Genomic DNA, 16,897 nt, shown 5'->3' on the forward strand with positions numbered 1-16,897 from the left:
CCGCCTAGCATGAAGGTGACGACCCTTGCCCCCGGGCACAGACGACGAGGAGCGAGCGCCATGACCATCGCACCGGACGACGCGCAGCACGGCGCCTCCCACGTCTACCAGGCCATGCGGGACTTCGTTCAGTCCATGGACGACACCCTCCCCGGCAAATTCGAGATCACCAAGGAAGGGATCGTCCACGACATGATGTCGCCAGGAGGACCGCATGAGGTCACGGCAGCCCACATCAGCCGCAGGCTGGAGAAGGTCATGCCGGACGAGCTGCTGGCCCACAACGGCACACCCGACGTGGAGGACAAGCCAGAAAGCATCATGCGCCACCCTGACGTGATGGTGATCGCGTGGGAGGATCTCAGCGCCGAGGGCTCCATCGACCCGCGCACCGTGATTGCCGCCATCGAGGTCGTCTCCCGATCCAACCCGGACAACGACTGGGTCGGGAAATCGCGTGATTACCCTTTGATCGGCATCCCCATCTACGCCATCTTCGACCCCCGCACCGCCACCGGCGCCGTCCTCTCCGACATCCACTCCACCCCCGACGGCCCCCGCTACGCCACCCGCAAGGACTTCGTCTACGGCGAGGACGTCACCATCGCCGACTGGACCATCTCCACGGACGGCCTGCCCCGGTACTAGCGTCTACGGCATGGACCGATCACGCTCCCTGGAGGACATCGAAGGCGCCCGCTGGCCCGCGCCCCCGCCCGACACCTCCCGGTTCATCCTCACCGCACACGCCCTCCGCCAGAAGCCGCTCGCCGCACTCACCGTCGAAGACCTGCGCCTGCTGATCGGACAGGACATCGGCCTCGTCCACCTGCTGCCCCTGGCCGTCGAGGTGCTGCGGAGCAACCCGCTGGCCGAGGGGGACCTGTACGAAGGGGATCTGCTCGCTGCGGTCCTCAGCAGGGCCCCGGCCGCCTGGGCCGAGATACCCGACGCCGCGCGGGAGTTGGCCGCGGTCATCGACGTAACCCTCGACCTCCCTGGCCCCCTGCGACCGTACGCGGACCGCTTCCTCGCCGCCCTCGCCGCCGGCTCACGTCACCCGTGACATGCGAAGAGGCCCGTACGACCGAAGTCGTACGGGCCCCTTCAGGAGCTCAGCTCAGGCTGTGCTACCAGTCAGGCTCAAGATCACTTGTTGATCTTGGTGACCTGGCCGGCGCCGACCGTCCGGCCACCCTCACGGATGGCGAACTTCAGGCCCTCTTCCATGGCGACGGGCTGGATGAGCTCCACCTTCATCTCGGTGTTGTCACCCGGCATGACCATCTCGGTGCCCTCGGGGAGGGTCACGACGCCGGTCACGTCCGTCGTACGGAAGTAGAACTGCGGACGGTAGTTGTTGAAGAAGGGGGTGTGACGACCACCCTCGTCCTTCGACAGGATGTAGGCCTGGGCCTCGAACTCGGTGTGCGGGGTGACCGAGCCCGGCTTGATGATGACCTGGCCGCGCTCGACGTCCTCGCGCTTGATGCCGCGGAGGAGGAGGCCGACGTTCTCGCCCGCCTGGCCCTCGTCGAGCAGCTTGCGGAACATCTCGATACCGGTGACCGTGGTGGTGGTCTTCTCGGTCTTGATGCCGATGATGTCGACGGTCTCGTTGACCTTCAGGACACCACGCTCGATACGGCCGGTGACGACCGTACCGCGACCGGTGATCGTGAAGACGTCCTCGATCGGCATGAGGAACGGCTTGTCGACGTCACGCTCGGGCTCCGGGATGGAGGTGTCGACGGCGTTCATCAGGTCCAGGACCGACTGCGTCCACTGCGCGTCGCCCTCGAGGGCCTTCAGCGCGGAGACACGCACGACCGGCAGGTCGTCGCCCGGGAACTCGTACTCGGAGAGGAGCTCACGAACCTCGAGCTCGACGAGCTCCATGATCTCCTCGTCGTCCACCATGTCGGCCTTGTTCAGGGCGACGACGATGTACGGAACACCGACCTGGCGGGCCAGGAGCACGTGCTCCTTGGTCTGCGGCATCGGGCCGTCGGTGGCGGCGACCACGAGGATGGCGCCGTCCATCTGCGCCGCACCCGTGATCATGTTCTTGATGTAGTCCGCGTGACCCGGGCAGTCGACGTGGGCGTAGTGACGCGCCTCGGTCTGGTACTCGACGTGCGCGATGGAGATGGTGATACCGCGCTGGCGCTCCTCGGGCGCCTTGTCGATGTTGTCGAACGGGGTGGCCTCGTTCAGCTCCGGGTACGCGTCGTGCAGCACCTTGGTAATGGCGGCCGTGAGGGTCGTCTTACCGTGGTCGATGTGACCGATGGTGCCGATGTTGACGTGCGGCTTAGTCCGCTCGAACTTCGCCTTCGCCACTGGGGTCCTCCTGTGGAGTGGTTCTGTACGCCTTACTTCATCGGCGCCAGGTGATCTTTGCTGGTAAAACCCGGGCCCCGGGACAAACACTCGCGAATGTGCGCGTTTGCCCCGTGAGGCTCCGGAGTCAAGCCTAAAGCGTCGGAACGCTGTGCGTTACTCGCCCTTGGCCTTCGCGATGATCTCCTCGGCGACGTTCCGCGGAACCTCGGCGTAGGAGTCGAACTGCATCGAGTAGCTTGCGCGACCCGACGTCTTGCTGCGGAGGTCGCCGACGTAGCCGAACATCTCCGACAGGGGCACGAGACCCTTGACGACGCGGGCACCGGCCCGCTCCTCCATGGCCTGGATCTGACCACGGCGGGAGTTGATGTCGCCGATGACCTCACCCATGTAGTCCTCGGGCGTGGTGACCTCGACGGCCATCATCGGCTCGAGCAGCACGGGGCTGGCCTTGCGCGCGGCCTCCTTGAAGGCCTGCGAACCGGCGATCTTGAAGGCGAGCTCGGAGGAGTCGACCTCGTGGTAGCCACCGTCGATGAGCGTGACGCGGACGCCCGTCATCTCGTAGCCGGCGAGGATGCCGAACTGCATGGCCTCCTGCGCACCGGCGTCCACCGAAGGGATGTACTCCTTCGGGATGCGGCCACCGGTGACCTTGTTCACGAACTCGTACGACGCGTCGCCGCCCTCGATCGGCTCGATCGCGATCTGCACCTTGGCGAACTGGCCGGTACCACCAGTCTGCTTCTTGTGCGTGTAGTCGACCCGCTCGACCGCCTTGCGGATGGTCTCACGGTACGCGACCTGCGGCTTGCCGACGTTGGCCTCGACCTTGAACTCACGGCGCATACGGTCGACCAGCACCTCGAGGTGCAGCTCGCCCATACCACCGATGATGGTCTGGCCGGTCTCCTCGTCCGAGTGGACCTGGAAGGACGGGTCCTCCTCGGCCAGGCGCTGGATGGCGACACCCAGCTTCTCCTGGTCGCCCTTGGACTTGGGCTCGATGGCGACCTGGATGACCGGCGCCGGGAAGTCCATGGACTCCAGGATCACCGGGTTCTTGTCGTCGGCCAGCGTCTCACCGGTGGTGGTCTGCTTCAGGCCCATGACGGCGACGATGTCGCCGGCGCCCACCGACTCGATCTCCTCACGCTTGTTCGCGTGCATGCGGTAGATCTTGCCGATGCGCTCCTTCTTGCCCTTGACGGAGTTCAGCACGGCGGTGCCGGACTCCAGGCGGCCCGAGTAGACCCGGACGAAGGTGAGCTTGCCGAGGTGCGGGTCGCTCATGATCTTGAACGCCAGCGCGGACAGCGGCTCGTCGTCGGACGGCTTGCGCTTGATCACGACCTCGGGGTCCTTCACGTCGTGGCCCTCGATGGCCTCGACGTCAAGCGGGGTCGGGAGGTAGCGCACGACCGCGTCGAGCAGGGGCTGGACGCCCTTGTTCTTGAACGCGGTGCCACAGAACACCGGGGTGACCGTGGTGTCGCTGGACTTGCCGGACGCGATGGTGATGCGACGGATCGCGGCGTACAGCTGCTCCTCGGTGGGCTCCTGGCCCTCCAGGAACAGCTCCATGATCTCTTCGTCGTTCTCCGCGACGGCCTCGACGAGCTTGTTGTGCCACTCCTCGGCGGCCTCGGTGTGCGTGGCCGGGATGTCGACGACGTCGTACATCTCGCCCTTCGCGGCCTCGGCGGACCACACGAGCGCCTTCATGCGGACCAGGTCCACGACGCCCTTGAAGTCGGCCTCGGCACCGATCGGCAGCTGCATGACGAGCGGCTGGGCGCCCAGGCGGTCCGAGATCATGTCCACGCAGCGGTGGAACTCGGCGCCGGTACGGTCCAGCTTGTTGACGAAGCAGATACGGGGCACGCCGTAACGGTCGGCCTGACGCCACACCGTCTCGGACTGCGGCTCGACACCGGCGACACCGTCGAACACCGTCACGGCACCGTCGAGCACGCGCAGGGAGCGCTCCACCTCGACGGTGAAGTCGACGTGACCCGGGGTGTCGATGATGTTGATGGTGTAGTCGTTGTCCTCGAGCGGCCAGTGACAGGTGGTCGCAGCAGACGTGATCGTGATGCCACGCTCCTGCTCCTGCTCCATCCAGTCCATGGTGGCGGCGCCGTCGTGGACCTCACCGATCTTGTACGACACGCCGGTGTAGAACAGGATCCGCTCGGTGGTGGTCGTCTTGCCCGCGTCGATGTGGGCCATGATCCCGATGTTGCGGACCTTGGCCAGGTCAAGTGAAGTGGTAGCCATAAGGCTTCAGTCTTCTCTCGGTCTCGATGTGGGTAGCGACTACCAGCGGTAGTGCGCGAAGGCCTTGTTGGACTCGGCCATCTTGTGGGTGTCCTCGCGCTTCTTCACAGCGGCACCGAGGCCGTTGGAGGCGTCGAGAAGCTCGTTGAGCAGACGCTCGGTCATGGTCTTCTCACGACGGGCGCGGGAGTAACCGACCAGCCAGCGCAGCGCAAGCGTGTTGGCACGACCGGGCTTGACCTCGATCGGAACCTGGTACGTCGCACCACCGACACGGCGGGACTTGACCTCGAGGGTCGGCTTGATGTTCTCCAGAGCGCGCTTCAGCGTGATGATCGGGTCGTTGCCCGTCTTCTCACGCAGGCCCTCCATGGCGCCGTAGACGATGCGCTCGGCGGTGGAGCGCTTGCCGTTCAGCAGCACCTTGTTGATGAGAGAGGTGACAAGAGGAGAACCGTAGACCGGGTCGATGATGACCGGGCGCTTCGGGGCGGGGCCCTTACGAGGCATTCTTACTTCTCCTTCTTGGCGCCGTAGCGGCTGCGGGCCTGCTTGCGGTTCTTGACACCCTGGGTGTCGAGCGAGCCGCGGATGATCTTGTAGCGAACACCCGGCAGGTCCTTCACACGGCCGCCGCGCACGAGCACGATGGAGTGCTCCTGCAGGTTGTGTCCCTCACCCGGAATGTAAGCGGTGACCTCGATCCCGCTGGTCAGACGCACACGCGCGACCTTACGCAGGGCCGAGTTCGGCTTCTTCGGGGTGGTCGTGAACACACGCGTGCAGACGCCGCGACGCTGGGGCGAACCCTCGAGTGCGGGCGTCTTGTTCTTCTCGACCTTGTCCTGCCGGCCCTTGCGGACCAGCTGCTGGATCGTAGGCACTACTTCTCCGGTTTCTGTGTGCCGAATGGTGAAGCTAACCTGGAACGTCGCCGACCCACGCGGTCGGGTGTGTCGAATCCGGCAGCATCCCGCCGCGAGGCGGAAAGGGCGCGGATTGCGGTGGCCGATCGCGGCCCCCGCTGCGGTTTCAAGACACGCACGAGGGCCAGGGCACACCCCAGGCACAAGGTCTGAGCGTACCTACCTCATTCGCTGTGGTCAAAACAAATGGGCGGGCCCGGCAGAACCATGTCAATCATCCCAAATCGCCTGCCCTGCCGGGTGCCCGCATCCGAGACGTCCCAGTCCTCTGTCTTTCAGTCTTCAGTCTTCAGTCTTCGGCCTTTCGGTCTTCGGCTCCGCCTCGCTTCCGTGTGCGCCGGGTGGCGCGCTCCGCGGCGAAGACGTCCTCCAGGCGGAACAGCAGCGCCCGGCCCGCCCGGCCGGCGGCGGCGAGACGGCCCAGCTGGACCCACTTGCGGATGGTGGCGGGGGCCACTCCGGCCTCACGGGCGGCGAGCTCGCCGGGGATGAGGGCCGGGGCGCCGCCCCGACGGTCGTACGGCATGGTCATCGGGCGGCCTTCCGGTCGTTGCGCGCGGCCGCGGAGGTACGCCGCTCCCACTCCCCCTCGGACCAGGTGTGCCGGTAGGCGGGGTCGTCGCGGCAGCCGCAGTGCGGGTCCTCGCAGCGGCAGGCCGGGTTGATGCAGAGGACGGCGCCGCGGTCGGGGAAGGCCCGCAGCGACACCGAGTCGCACCAGGGGCAGCGGCCGGACATCCGTACGACGGTTTCGGTGTCGCCCAGCGCGCGGGCGCAGCGGCGGGCCATCCGGCGGGCCTCGTCGCGCACGTGGGCGGCGAGGACGGGATCGGCGGCGATGTCGTCGAGGAGTCCGGCGATACGGCGCAGCCGCTCCGGCACGGTGGCGCGGCGCGGGCGCGGCAGGCCGAGCCGGTCGCGCACCGCCTCCTCCAGTTCCACCACGCCGTCGGTGATGTCGCGGATGGTGTCGGAGACGTGCAGCCGCAGCGGGGCCGCGCTGTGGCCCGGGGCGGTGAGGCCGTGGCGCTGCTGGAGCAGAAGCGCTTCCTCGCGCTCCTGGCGCAGCCGGGCGTCGAGGCCGGGCGGGGGTGCGGCCGCGGGGCGCGCGGCCGCCGAGGCGCGGCCCGGGACGAGTTCGGAGGCGAGTTCGGGGAACTGCTGGAGGAGCTGACCGATCCAGAGGGCGGCCTGCGCGATCGGCTGGTCCTCAGGCAAGGGTGTCTCCCGGGGCAGTGGCGGGGTGAGCGGAGGCAGGGATGGCGGGGTGAGGGGTGGCTGGGAGTCGGACCGGGCGGCCGGAGCGCCAGAGGCGGCCCGCGCAGACGCCGTCGAACCAGGTGTCGGCCGGGGCCACGGCCTCCTCGCAGGACCGGCGCACGGTACAGACGGTGCACGCACGCAACGCGGGAGCGGCCTCGGCGGGGCGCCGGGAGAAGACGACGCGCGGCGAGAGGCCGACGCAGGCCGCGGCGGAGCGCCAGGTGGAGTGCGGGCGATGTGGGCTTGTGGTCGGCATGTGTCCCCCTGTCGTGCGGGCCGAGCCAGTGCAGCGAACGACCTCAACCTTGCCAGATTGCGTGCGCGCTCGCAACTTTGCCTGGGATCGCCGCCTTCTCGAAATCTCCCCAAGTTGCACTTATTTTCCTAAGTGCTTGCTCGAGAGCACGTAATTCCGCGCGCGCAAGCAAGCTAAACTTGCCTCCTCCAAGGGAAGCGAGCAGAGATGACCAGCCAGGATCTGGACGCGTTCGCGGCATGGGTCGAGGACCTCATGCGGGAGCGCGGCTACGACATCGACAGTCCTCGCGGCGGGGGGAAGTCCCGGATCGCGGACGAGGCGGGCGTGCACCGCGCCGCCGTCACACGTCTGCTCCAGCGGCAGAGCATGCCGGACCTCGAAACCACGCGCCGGCTCGCGCGCGTGCTCGGCGTTCCGGTGCGCGACATGCTCATCCGCTCCGGTCGGCTCACCGCTGAGGAACTTGCCGATCCCCAAGCGTACTTGAGCACACCTCATCCACCGGGCGCGGACGTCGTCCGCCGTCCCACGCTGGAGGAGGTGGCCGATCTGCTGGGGGTGCCCGCCGACCGGCGGGAGATGTTCGTCAAAGTCGTCGAGCAGTTCCTGCCGGGCGACGCGGAGTCGGCACCGCAGGGACTCGAAGGAGCGCGGATCACGACAGGGGCGGCCTCGGCGGTGCCCTCCTCGCAGTCCGCAGACTGATCCACGCACAGGAGGCACGACGTACGGCGCACTCCGCCGCACGGCCGCCGAGGCAGTGGGACTCGCCCACTGACGGGGAAGGCGGCCGGCGTCACACCTCCCTTCCCACCGGTTCCAGCGCGCCATCCCGCTCCATGGGCGGCTCGGGCCCGTCTCCCGAAGCACCTTGGCATCACCGTTCCGACCAGCACCTCCGCCCCCTCTGATCACATCTCCGGGGATTCCCCCACCCAATAAGTTGCGTGCGCGCACGATCCGTGTCACAGTTGGTGCAGCGGCGGAGCTGTGCCCGCGAGTCGGGCGGTGCCCGCCCGTCCCACGCGTACCGCGTCTCTCCTTACGCCGGTACCGGGCGCCCTTCCCTTCCGCACTCGCGCCCTCTTCCGTACCGCGCGCCCCGCGCGCCCAGCAGCCCGAGGTGACCCGGCATGACCACGCCCACCCCACCGAGCGCCTTCCCCGACGTCGAGGCCCTGGTCGTCGACGTCCTGGAGGCCGACCCCGCACTCTCCACGGCCCTCGTCCGCGTCGACGCGCCGGACGGGTTCGACGGCAGGGCCGCCGCCGTCCTCGTCAACCGACGCGGCGGCGCCTGGATCGGTGAGCTCCACGTCGACCAGCCGCTGATCGAGCTGGAGGTGTACGGGCCCACCAAGGAGGCGGCGCACACCCTGGCGAACGCGGCCCGCCGCGCCCTGCTCGCCGCGGCCGGCAACCGCTACGGCCGGAACCAGATCACCGAGGTGGAGGAACAGGACGGCCCGCGCTGGCTGCCCGACTACCTCTACTCCGCGGCCAACCGCTACGTGAGCGTGCTCAAGGTGTTCCTGAACGTCTACTGAGCACCCCGTGGCGCACTCGCGCCGCCCCACAGACCGAAGGCCCCGTCACCCGGCGGGGCCTTCGTCGTACCCGGAGCACCGCTCCAGGTGCGCCCCCCTGAGGCGCGTGCATCCGCGCGCTGCCCTTTCACACAAGGAGAACCCCAACCATGGCAGGCACCAACTCCTCCGAGATCCGCATCGCCGGCGTCGGCCGCCTCTTCGTCGCGAAGGCCGACACCAAGGTCCCGACGGCCTTCACCGGCACCTCCGCCACCGACTGGGGCGCCGACTGGAAGGACCTCGGCTACACCTCCGGGGACGGCGTCACCTTCAGCAAGAAGGACAAGCTGGAGCCGGTCGACGTGTGGCAGGCCGTCAGCCCGGTGCACTTCGTCTACTCCGACCGGGACCTGACCCTGAAGTTCTCGCTGCTCCAGTTCAACGAGGACACGCTGCCGTTCTTCATGGGCGGCGGCAAGATCAACCCGGTGGCCGGCGCCACGGACGTCTTCCAGTACGACATCGCGGACCGTCCGTTCGCCGACGTCCGCGCGCTCGGCCTGGAGTTCACGGACGTCCAGGCGAGCGACGGCTCGGCCGTGACCTACCGCTTCGGCATCCCGCGCGGCCAGGTCACGGCGGCGGACGACATCAAGCTGGCCCGCAAGTCCGCGGCCCAGCTCGGCATCACCTTCACGGCCATGGCCAACGCCGACGGCTCGGCGCTGGCGAGCTTCGTCATGAAGGACGACTCGTACGCGGCCTGATCCACCGGGCGGGGCGGGTTCGTCCGCCCCGCCCGCCCTTCCACTGCTTCGGCACCCCGTTCGACAACCCCGAGGAGTACGTATCCCCATGGCCCGTTTCGACGTCAACGCCGCCCGCGCCCAGCGCCTCGAAGCCCTCGGCCGCACCTGGTCGTTCGAGCTCGACGGCGACTCCTTCACACTGCCCACCGAGCTGACCCGGGCCACCGCCCGCGCCCTGCGGGACCTCGACGACAACGACGTCGACGGGCTGCTCGGACTGCTCATGGGCGAGGAGCAGTTCGCCCGCTTCGAGCGGCACGAGATCACCATGCAGGACATCGCCGCCATCCTGGAGGCCTACGGCAAGGAGACCGGGCTCGGCCTGGGGGAAGGCTGAGCCTCGTCGGGTTCGTCGACGAACACGCCGAGGCACTCGAGGCGGATCTGCTCCGCCACTACGGCATCGACCTGCTCGACTGGCACCGTGACCGCCTCTCCGCGCGGCGGCTCTCGGTGCTCATCAAGCACCTGCCGCGGGACAGCGCGCTCAACCGGGATCTGCACGGGGAGGCCGCGGAGTGGTCGGTGACCGACCATCTGCTGGCCGCGGCCGTGGACCATCTGGCGGCGGCCAACTGGATGTTCGCCACGGTCAACACGGCCGAGGACGGCGAGGCCCCGGAACCCCCGGTACCGGTACCGCGCCCGGGCGACCCACCGGAGGAGGAGCGGGACGCTCCCGTCGGCGACACCCCAGCGCCGACCGAGGACAACTCCGCCCCGAGCCCGGTCCAGCTCGCCCGCTTCTTCGGCTGAGGAACGGCGCGGGGGGTGGCGCCGGGCGGATGCGCGGGACCGAGTGACAAGGGGGCCTCAGCGGGGGCGTCTTGTCCCCGGTCGCTGGTCGCGCTTGGCCGCGCGGTCCTGCGGGGCGTTCTTCCCACGTCCGTCGCGGCGGTCGGCCCGGTCAGGCCGATCCCGCTCCCCGCCTCCGTCCGGCCGGTCCCGCTCCCCGCGTCCGTCCGGCCGGTCCCGCTCTCCACGTCCGTCCGTTCGTTCCCGCTCCCCACGTCCGTCCGTTCGTTCCCGCTCCCCACGTCCGTCCGTTCGTTCCCGCTCCCCACGTCCGTCCGACCGGTCCCGCTCCCCACGCCCCTGCGGCCGGTCACGGTCGCGGGGGCCTTCGGGGGTGGGCTGGTCGTCGTCCTCGTCGCGGTGGCGGCCCTTCCCTCTGCCTTCCAGCTCGTCCGCGAGTGCCCGGGCCTTGTCGGAGAGCCGGGGGCGGTCCTCGGGGCGGGGGCCGGAAGTCTCGGGCGGCTCCTCGTGCTGTTCCGGCGCGTCCGGGCGGCGGCCCTTCTCACGCCCGGCGGGGTGGTCGCCCGGTCTGGTCAGCGGAGGGACACTCGGCCGTCCGTTGCGCCGGACGACCCGGCGCCGGTCGGAGCGTGCCGAACGCCCGCGCACATCACGGGCGGAGAGCAGTATGCCGCCCTTGTCCCTGCCGTCGTCCGGCACCTGTTCCGCACCGCGCTCCTCCCCGGAAGCGCCCTCACCCTCGTCCGCCGGCTCCGGCGTCGGTGCCGGCGAACCGTCCGCCACCGACCGCTCCCGTTCACCGCGCTCCTCTACCCGCGTCACCTCCGTGGGCGGCCGCAGGAGTTGGAGATAGGGCAAGGGGATGACGTGGCCGCCCTCCTGGCCCTCGGGGCGCCGGGCGCGGCGGGGGCGGTCGCCGGTGCGGGCGTCCTCCTGGCCCTGGAGGTAGGCGGCGGTGATCCGCTCCTCGTACGCGCGTCGGACGGCGGGCAGTTCCTCGGCGACGACGTCGGCCCAGCCGGCGCTGTAGGCGGCGAGTTCACGCCGTTCGAGTTCGGCGCGGGGAAGGACGAGGAGGTCTTCGGGGGCGTGTCCGAGCCGGTGGACGAGCTCGGACAGGCGGGCGATGAGGTGCGGGAGGTCAGGGGACTGTTCAAGCCAGTCGATCGCCCGGTCGTCCCGCGCATTGCTCGCGTCGCCGTCCACCCCGTAAGGCACCCCGTAGATCTTGCTCTCGTCCGCTGCTCCTTCGCGCGCCCCCCGCGCGAGGACGGCTGCCGTAGCCATCCACCGTCCCACACCGGGCCCTCCGAGTTCCTTGGGGGGCCTGGTCGTTCACTTTTTCGTTCACGAACGGGAGAACGGCCGGATCCTAACCCAAGAACCTGACGGACCGTTCGCCGCGTCCCCCCGTATCACCGCAGGTCCGCACGAGGGTGAGGGGGAGCCGACGAGGCAAACACCGCCCGAACCACAGGATTACTCGTACACTAGTTCGAACACGCGTCTCGAACGCCTCCGTAGGCGCCACGTGTACCAACAGCCCGACGGACACAAGGGAAAGCAGGCCGACATGGCGACTGGCACGAGCAACCACCCGCAGCAGCCGATCGACACCTACACCCGCCTCGCCCATCTGCTGCGCACCCCCGCCGCCAGCCGCGAGGCCCTGCTCGACCGGGTGTACGAAGAACTGCTGGACCGGGAGTCACGTGCCTACGCCGCCGGCTGGTCGGACGCGCTGACGGAGGCCCACCGGTCACGCGACCGCAACCGCTCGTAGGAGCTTCCCGGCCGATCATGTCGTCCTGACCCCACTTGGGAGCCCCACCAGCACACAGGCACGAAAAACGGCGTGGGATGCGTCGGCACGCACGCCGACCGTCACCGCGCCGCTGTGTTGTGCGGCCTCGACCGGCCCGCGCCCGCACTCACCTGGCGGTGAACAACAGCACCACCCCCACGACGAACATCACCAGCCCGCCGCCGCCCATCACTTGCACCAGGCGCCGCTCGGCGCGGAAGTCGATCTCCTGCCGGGTTCCGGTCTTCGCCCGGCTCGGCTTCCTCCGGTCGTACACGACCGGCACCACCGTGCCCACCGGACCCGGCGAGGTCAGGAACAGCTCGTAGAACTCGGCCCTCGGCTCACCTTCCGGCAGCCGGACCTCGAAGTAGACGCGCGCCTGCCCGGCCATGACGTCCTGACGCCTGGCTATCGCCTCGCCCTCGACCCCGTGCCGCTCCAGATTCGACAGGAGGCGGTGGGTCAGAAAACTCTGCAGTTGAACGACCAAGCTGATGGTTGCCAGAAATACGAGAGCGAATCCCAGAGCCAGAAAAACAGCAGTTGAGGTTTCCACAGAGCGAAGCTAGCAGTGGCCGTTCGCGAGGGTCAACCCCTCGCTATCCGAACCGAGGTACACATGGCTGAGGCCGATATTCTCGAAAAGATAGCCGACATCAAAAAGGAAATCAGCACGGTCAACGCCACGCTGAATACACACGTCAAACCCGGAAACAACCTGACGAACAGCGAGTTCGACAAGGGCAAGAAGGAAATCGTAGAAGCCGTCAAGGCAGGCAAGGACGAGCAGAAGAACGCCTGGGAGGCCTTCGCCGAGGCCATCGGGCTCAAGGACGTATTGGAGTCCTTCCAGCAGCTGAACCCGATCAGCATGACGCTGCTCGGGGTGGCCGCGGGCCTGGCCTTCATCAACGACCGGTTCCTCAAGCTCGGGACCATTCTCAACAACCTTCATGAACGGGTGACCGGAAGGCTCTGGACCATAACGGAGACCGGTCTTCCGGAACGGCGTACACGGGCCCAGGTCGATGCCGCCCAGTCCGTCTCCATCAACCCCCACAACCTCTCCGAGGAGACCCTCAACGGCCTCAAGACCGCACTGAACGGTCTCACTCCGGAAATCGTCGCCTTCAATTCGGCGGCGCGGAACATGAAATCCCCGCGCACCCTCACCCAGATCGCCACGGCTCTCGGGAAGATCAAGGACGCGATAAGCCCGAACCCCGCCGACGACATCAGGGACGTCGCCCAGGCCGTCGGCGCGCTCAACGGAAAGCTCAGGAACTACGACCCCGACAGGCTCCCGAAGCCACGCACCCTGCGGGACGTGGCCGGCGCGACCCGCGACCTCTCCAGCGCCACCCAGACCCTCGGAGACCGTTTCCGATCGCTCGCCTCCGACGCCAACGCCGCTGCTGGAGCCGTGGGTCAGTCCTGACCGCCGTAGTTCGAAAGGAGGTGTTCGATGAGTCTCGTCAGTTCGTTGAAGAAGGCGACCGGCTCGCTGCAGGACTTCAAGTCCAAGGCGGACGGCGCCGCGAACGCCGCGAAGGGGATCGGCAGTGCCGGCCAGGCCGGAGCCACCAAGCTCAAGGCCCTCAAGACGGCCGCCCAGGGCTCCGAGAAGGAGCTCAAGGACCTCAAGCGCGCGTCCGATCAGGCCGAGAAGTCCATCGGCAAGGCCGGCCGGACCGGCTCCACCGCCGGCAAGAACCTCGGCAAGTACGAGGCGGGGGCGAGCAGGGCCGCCAAGGGCCAGGACAAGATGAACAAGTCGATGAAGGGCAACTTCTTCGGCATGCTCATGGACCTGCTCGCGCCCCTGATCGAGAAGGTCGTCGAGATGGCGACCCGGTCGAAGACCATGCAGAAGGTACTCAAAACCGCCTTCGAGGTCATCAAATCGGTGATCAGCAAGGTCATGAAGGCCATCGGGCCGATCATGAAGAACGCCGCCAAGCTGATCAAGTCGGTCTGGAGCGGCATCAAGAAGGCGGTCTCGGCCGTCGTCAAGGCGATCGCCACGGTCATCAAGACCTACGTCAACATCTGGAAGCAGGTCATCAGCACCGCGCTGAAGGCGATCAGGACGGTCGTCAGCAGCGTCTGGAAGGGCATCAAGTCCGTCGTCTCACCCGTCGTCAGCTGGATCAAGTCGGCGATCCCCAACGCCTTCCGGGCCGTCACGGACAAGCTGTCCAGCATCTGGGGCGGCCTGAAGGGCATCGCGAGCCGCGCCTTCGACGGCATCAAGGGCGCGGTGCGGGGCCCGATCAACGCGGTCATCGGCATCATCAACTCCGCGATCGGCAGGCTCAACGGCATCAAGGTGTCGATCCCGGGCTGGGTGCCGAAGGTCGGCGGCAAGTCCTTCGGCGTCAGCCTGCCGCGCATCCCCGCGCTCGCCACCGGTGGTGTCGTCATGCCCCGCTCGGGCGGTGTCCCGGCGCTCCTCGCCGAGGCCGGTGAGGCGGAGGCGGTGCTGCCGCTGAGCAAGCTCGACCGGCTGCTGAAGCGGGCGGCCGCGCAGGGGCCGGCGTACGCCGGAGCGTCCGGGGCGGCCGGCGGCGCGCTGCACATCGAGCACTACTACGCGGCCGAGACGAGCAGCCCGCAGCGGACCGCTGACGCCCTGATGTTCCTGGCGAAGGCACGCGGATGAGTGCCGCCGTCGCCGCCGGTGGCGGCCTGCTCCGCAATCCGTTCGCCGGGACCGCGCCGACCCTGCGCTCCATGCGGAGCCGGGTGGAACAGGCCAACGGGACCCTGCGCTCCTTCACCAGCAGGATCAAGGGCGCCGCCACCGGCATCGATCGCATCCGTCCGGCCGCCGGCCAGGGCAACACGGCCCTGCGTCGGATGCAGACGAGCGCCGACGCCGCCGCCCGTTCCGTCACCAGGACCGGGCAGGAGGCCACCTCCGCCGCAACCGGCGTGAAGAGGGTCGGCTCCGGGGCGAAAGGCGGTGGCCGCCTCCTCGGCAGGCTCGCGTCCGGTCTCGGCGGCGTCGTGGCGCTGGTCGGCGGACTCATCGACGCCGCCGGACTCTTCGGCAACCTGCTGGACACCTTCGGCACCGCCATGACCATCGGCTCCGGCGTCATGCTGGTCATCAACGCCCTCACCCGCGCCAACCCCATCGGCTTCGTCACCGGCCTCCTCCTCCCGGTCGCCGGGTGGCTGGTCGACCTGGCGCTGAACTCGGAGACCGGGCAGCGGTTCATGGAGCAGCTGGCCACGCTCGTACTGAAGTACGTCGAGAGCTACCTGACGATCATGGCCCCGCTGCTCAAGGGCATCGCGAGCGCGGTGAGCACCTACGTGAGCGGCTACCTCTCGGTCGTGACCACCGCGGTCACCGGCATCGCCACCCTCATCGGCACCGGCTTCGCCGTCCTCAAGGCCCTCACCACCGGCGACACCCGTGCCCTCAGCGGCAAGGTGTCCGCGGTGTGGCGGGGGTTCAAGGACGCGGTCGGGCCGGCGCTGAAATGGATCAGTCAGGACATCCCCCGGATGTTCACCCGGATCAAGGAGGCCCTGTCCGGGACGATGCGCGGGCTCGGGCAGTTCGTGGAGACCGGCGCGCAGACCGTCGCAGGTGTGATCAAGGGGCCGGTCAACGGCCTGATCGCGTTCGCCAACTGGATCGTCGACGGGCTGAACAGCCTCAGCTTCAGCCTGTTCGGCAAGAAGTTCGGCGTCGACCTGGACAAGATCCCGATGCTCGCCGAGGGCGGTGTCGCGGTCCCGGGCGCCACGCGGCGGGCGGGCAGGGTACTGCCGCTCACCGCCCTGCGCCGGCAGCAGGCGCTCGCCCTGCGCAACCGCCACCGGCCCGGGCCCCCGCACCGGATCACGGAGTTCCACGAGAGCCGGGGCGCCGGTGCCCACGGCACGGCGGAGGACCTGCTCTTCCTCGCGGCGGCCCACGCACGCACCCCAGCCTGAGAAGTGAGGTGACGGCCCCATGGCCGAGACGACCACAACCGCATACACCGAGGACACCGCACCCGGCTCACTCATCACCCGCGACGGGCAGATGCAGTGGGCCGGACTGCTGTTGGGCCCCGGCACCCCCTACGAGATCGACCGCGGCGGACTGAGCGGCTGGGAGGACCTGCCCGAGTACGACACCTCGGACGCCGACCACCCCACCGCGCACGGCGCCTGGCCGGGCGCCCGCTACGCCCGGCCCCGCAAGATCGGCGGCACGGTGTGGACCGTACCGTCGGAGGACAGTTCGGACTCCTCGCTGTCCGCGATGCGCGCCCTGCGCCAGGCCCTGCTCCTCGGTGACGCGGAGCGCTGGCTGGCGGTGCGGCTGCACGGCGAGACCCTGGCCGTGCGGGCCCGGGTCAGCCAGCGCGTGCTGGCCGCGGACCGGACGTACACCACGCAGGGCGTGGCCCGGGCGTCCGTGCAGTGGTACGCCACCGACCCGCGCCGCTACTCGGTCACCGAGCAGAGCGCGGTCACCGGCGCCCCGCAGCCGGAGAGCGGTCTGACCTGGCCGCTGACCTGGCCGCTGTACTGGGGGCAGTCGGCCTCCACCGGAGACGTGATCGCCGCCAACTCCGGCTCCGCGCCCACGCATCCGCTGATCACCTTCACCGGCCCGTGCGCCAGCCCGACGGTGACCGACCGCACCTCGGGCCGCCGACTGCGCTACGAGATCAAGCTCGCCGACGGCGACGAGCTCGTGGTCGACACCGCCGCCGGCACGGTCACCCTCAACAGCACCGCTTCCCGCCGTGACACGGCCGCGGCGGACAGCAGCCCCGAGGAGCTGTTCGCGTTCGAACCGGGCCGCGCCCAGCTGGCGTTCCGCCCGGACACCTTCGACACCGGTGCCCGGATGACGGTCCGCTGGCGCGACGCGGAGTGGTGACCGCCCCCTGACCGCCCCTCACCTCCCCCGT

21 protein-coding genes are annotated in these 16,897 nt (G+C 68.9%); 12 read left to right on the forward strand and 9 right to left on the reverse strand.

Annotation, left to right across the window (positions count from 1 at the left end):
* Positions 1-60: 60 nt before the first annotated feature.
* Positions 61-648, forward strand: a complete 588-nt coding sequence (locus ACGFNV_RS10795; RefSeq protein WP_393621206.1) for a Uma2 family endonuclease — start codon at positions 61-63, stop codon at positions 646-648.
* Between the two features lie 10 nt (positions 649-658).
* On the forward strand, positions 659-1,066 hold the full coding sequence (locus ACGFNV_RS10800) for a contact-dependent growth inhibition system immunity protein (protein WP_393621208.1): 408 nt from the start codon (positions 659-661) through the stop codon (positions 1,064-1,066).
* An 83-nt stretch (positions 1,067-1,149) separates the two neighbouring features.
* Here the strand turns inward: ACGFNV_RS10800 and tuf are convergent, their stop codons facing one another.
* The 7 genes from tuf to ACGFNV_RS10835 all read right to left on the reverse strand — a co-directional run bounded on the left by tuf (position 1,150) and on the right by ACGFNV_RS10835 (position 7,071).
* Positions 1,150-2,343, reverse strand: coding sequence for an elongation factor Tu (tuf, locus tag ACGFNV_RS10805; RefSeq protein ID WP_133927676.1), 1,194 nt, complete (start codon positions 2,341-2,343; stop codon positions 1,150-1,152).
* A 156-nt stretch (positions 2,344-2,499) separates the two neighbouring features.
* On the reverse strand, positions 2,500-4,626 hold the full coding sequence (fusA, locus tag ACGFNV_RS10810; RefSeq protein WP_393621210.1) for an elongation factor G: 2,127 nt from the start codon (positions 4,624-4,626) through the stop codon (positions 2,500-2,502).
* A gap of 39 nt (positions 4,627-4,665) precedes the next feature.
* Complete coding sequence (gene rpsG / locus ACGFNV_RS10815; RefSeq protein WP_003992340.1) at positions 4,666-5,136, reverse strand: 30S ribosomal protein S7; 471 nt, start codon at positions 5,134-5,136, stop codon at positions 4,666-4,668.
* Positions 5,137-5,138: 2 nt separating this feature from the next.
* Positions 5,139-5,510 carry a 30S ribosomal protein S12 gene (rpsL, locus tag ACGFNV_RS10820; protein WP_003948652.1) on the reverse strand — a complete coding sequence of 124 codons (372 nt, stop codon included), beginning with the start codon at positions 5,508-5,510 and terminating at the stop codon, positions 5,139-5,141.
* A gap of 331 nt (positions 5,511-5,841) precedes the next feature.
* Positions 5,842-6,084 carry a hypothetical protein gene (locus ACGFNV_RS10825; RefSeq protein ID WP_393621212.1) on the reverse strand — a complete coding sequence of 81 codons (243 nt, stop codon included), beginning with the start codon at positions 6,082-6,084 and terminating at the stop codon, positions 5,842-5,844.
* Entirely contained in the window at positions 6,081-6,770 is a 690-nt protein-coding gene (locus ACGFNV_RS10830) for a hypothetical protein (RefSeq protein WP_393621214.1), read from the reverse strand. Before ACGFNV_RS10830 ends, ACGFNV_RS10825 begins: the two co-directional genes overlap by 4 nt.
* A complete protein-coding gene (locus tag ACGFNV_RS10835; protein ID WP_393621216.1) occupies positions 6,763-7,071 on the reverse strand; it encodes a hypothetical protein in 309 nt (102 codons plus the stop codon). The genes ACGFNV_RS10830 and ACGFNV_RS10835 overlap by 8 nt, the downstream gene beginning before the upstream one ends.
* A 207-nt stretch (positions 7,072-7,278) precedes the next feature.
* Between ACGFNV_RS10835 and ACGFNV_RS10840 the strand changes: the two genes are divergently transcribed.
* From ACGFNV_RS10840 to ACGFNV_RS10860, 5 genes are all read left to right on the forward strand, one after another.
* Positions 7,279-7,779, forward strand: coding sequence for a helix-turn-helix domain-containing protein (locus ACGFNV_RS10840; protein WP_393621218.1), 501 nt, complete (start codon positions 7,279-7,281; stop codon positions 7,777-7,779).
* A 428-nt stretch (positions 7,780-8,207) separates the two neighbouring features.
* Positions 8,208-8,621 (forward strand): hypothetical protein, encoded by a 414-nt coding sequence (locus ACGFNV_RS10845; RefSeq protein WP_393621219.1) that lies wholly within the window; start codon positions 8,208-8,210, stop codon positions 8,619-8,621.
* Positions 8,622-8,770: 149 nt separating this feature from the next.
* Positions 8,771-9,370, forward strand: coding sequence for a phage tail protein (locus tag ACGFNV_RS10850; protein ID WP_393621220.1), 600 nt, complete (start codon positions 8,771-8,773; stop codon positions 9,368-9,370).
* An 88-nt stretch (positions 9,371-9,458) separates the two neighbouring features.
* Positions 9,459-9,749 (forward strand): hypothetical protein, encoded by a 291-nt coding sequence (locus ACGFNV_RS10855; RefSeq protein WP_393621222.1) that lies wholly within the window; start codon positions 9,459-9,461, stop codon positions 9,747-9,749.
* Between the two features lie 65 nt (positions 9,750-9,814).
* Entirely contained in the window at positions 9,815-10,168 is a 354-nt protein-coding gene (locus ACGFNV_RS10860) for a hypothetical protein (protein WP_393621498.1), read from the forward strand.
* A 57-nt stretch (positions 10,169-10,225) separates the two neighbouring features.
* On the opposite strand, the gene ACGFNV_RS10865 is transcribed toward ACGFNV_RS10860, so the two are convergent.
* Complete coding sequence (locus ACGFNV_RS10865; RefSeq protein WP_393621223.1) at positions 10,226-11,455, reverse strand: hypothetical protein; 1,230 nt, start codon at positions 11,453-11,455, stop codon at positions 10,226-10,228.
* Between the two features lie 286 nt (positions 11,456-11,741).
* Between ACGFNV_RS10865 and ACGFNV_RS10870 the strand changes: the two genes are divergently transcribed.
* Positions 11,742-11,951 carry a hypothetical protein gene (locus ACGFNV_RS10870; RefSeq protein WP_393621225.1) on the forward strand — a complete coding sequence of 70 codons (210 nt, stop codon included), beginning with the start codon at positions 11,742-11,744 and terminating at the stop codon, positions 11,949-11,951.
* A gap of 148 nt (positions 11,952-12,099) precedes the next feature.
* On the opposite strand, the gene ACGFNV_RS10875 is transcribed toward ACGFNV_RS10870, so the two are convergent.
* On the reverse strand, positions 12,100-12,531 hold the full coding sequence (locus tag ACGFNV_RS10875) for a DUF3592 domain-containing protein (protein WP_393621227.1): 432 nt from the start codon (positions 12,529-12,531) through the stop codon (positions 12,100-12,102).
* A 63-nt stretch (positions 12,532-12,594) separates the two neighbouring features.
* Between ACGFNV_RS10875 and ACGFNV_RS10880 the strand changes: the two genes are divergently transcribed.
* Genes ACGFNV_RS10880 through ACGFNV_RS10895 form a run of 4 tightly spaced genes read left to right on the forward strand, consistent with a single transcriptional unit; the run spans position 12,595 to position 16,866 of the window.
* On the forward strand, positions 12,595-13,413 hold the full coding sequence (locus tag ACGFNV_RS10880) for a hypothetical protein (RefSeq protein WP_393621229.1): 819 nt from the start codon (positions 12,595-12,597) through the stop codon (positions 13,411-13,413).
* A 27-nt stretch (positions 13,414-13,440) separates the two neighbouring features.
* Complete coding sequence (locus tag ACGFNV_RS10885; RefSeq protein ID WP_393621231.1) at positions 13,441-14,637, forward strand: phage tail protein; 1,197 nt, start codon at positions 13,441-13,443, stop codon at positions 14,635-14,637.
* Entirely contained in the window at positions 14,634-15,926 is a 1,293-nt protein-coding gene (locus ACGFNV_RS10890) for a tape-measure protein (RefSeq protein ID WP_393621233.1), read from the forward strand. Before ACGFNV_RS10885 ends, ACGFNV_RS10890 begins: the two co-directional genes overlap by 4 nt.
* Positions 15,927-15,945: 19 nt before the next feature.
* Positions 15,946-16,866, forward strand: a complete 921-nt coding sequence (locus ACGFNV_RS10895; RefSeq protein WP_393621235.1) for a phage distal tail protein — start codon at positions 15,946-15,948, stop codon at positions 16,864-16,866.
* Positions 16,867-16,897: the final 31 nt, after the last annotated feature.

Source organism: Streptomyces sp. NPDC048751 (assembly GCF_043198595.1).
Classification (GTDB): Bacteria; Actinomycetota; Actinomycetes; order Streptomycetales; family Streptomycetaceae; genus Streptomyces.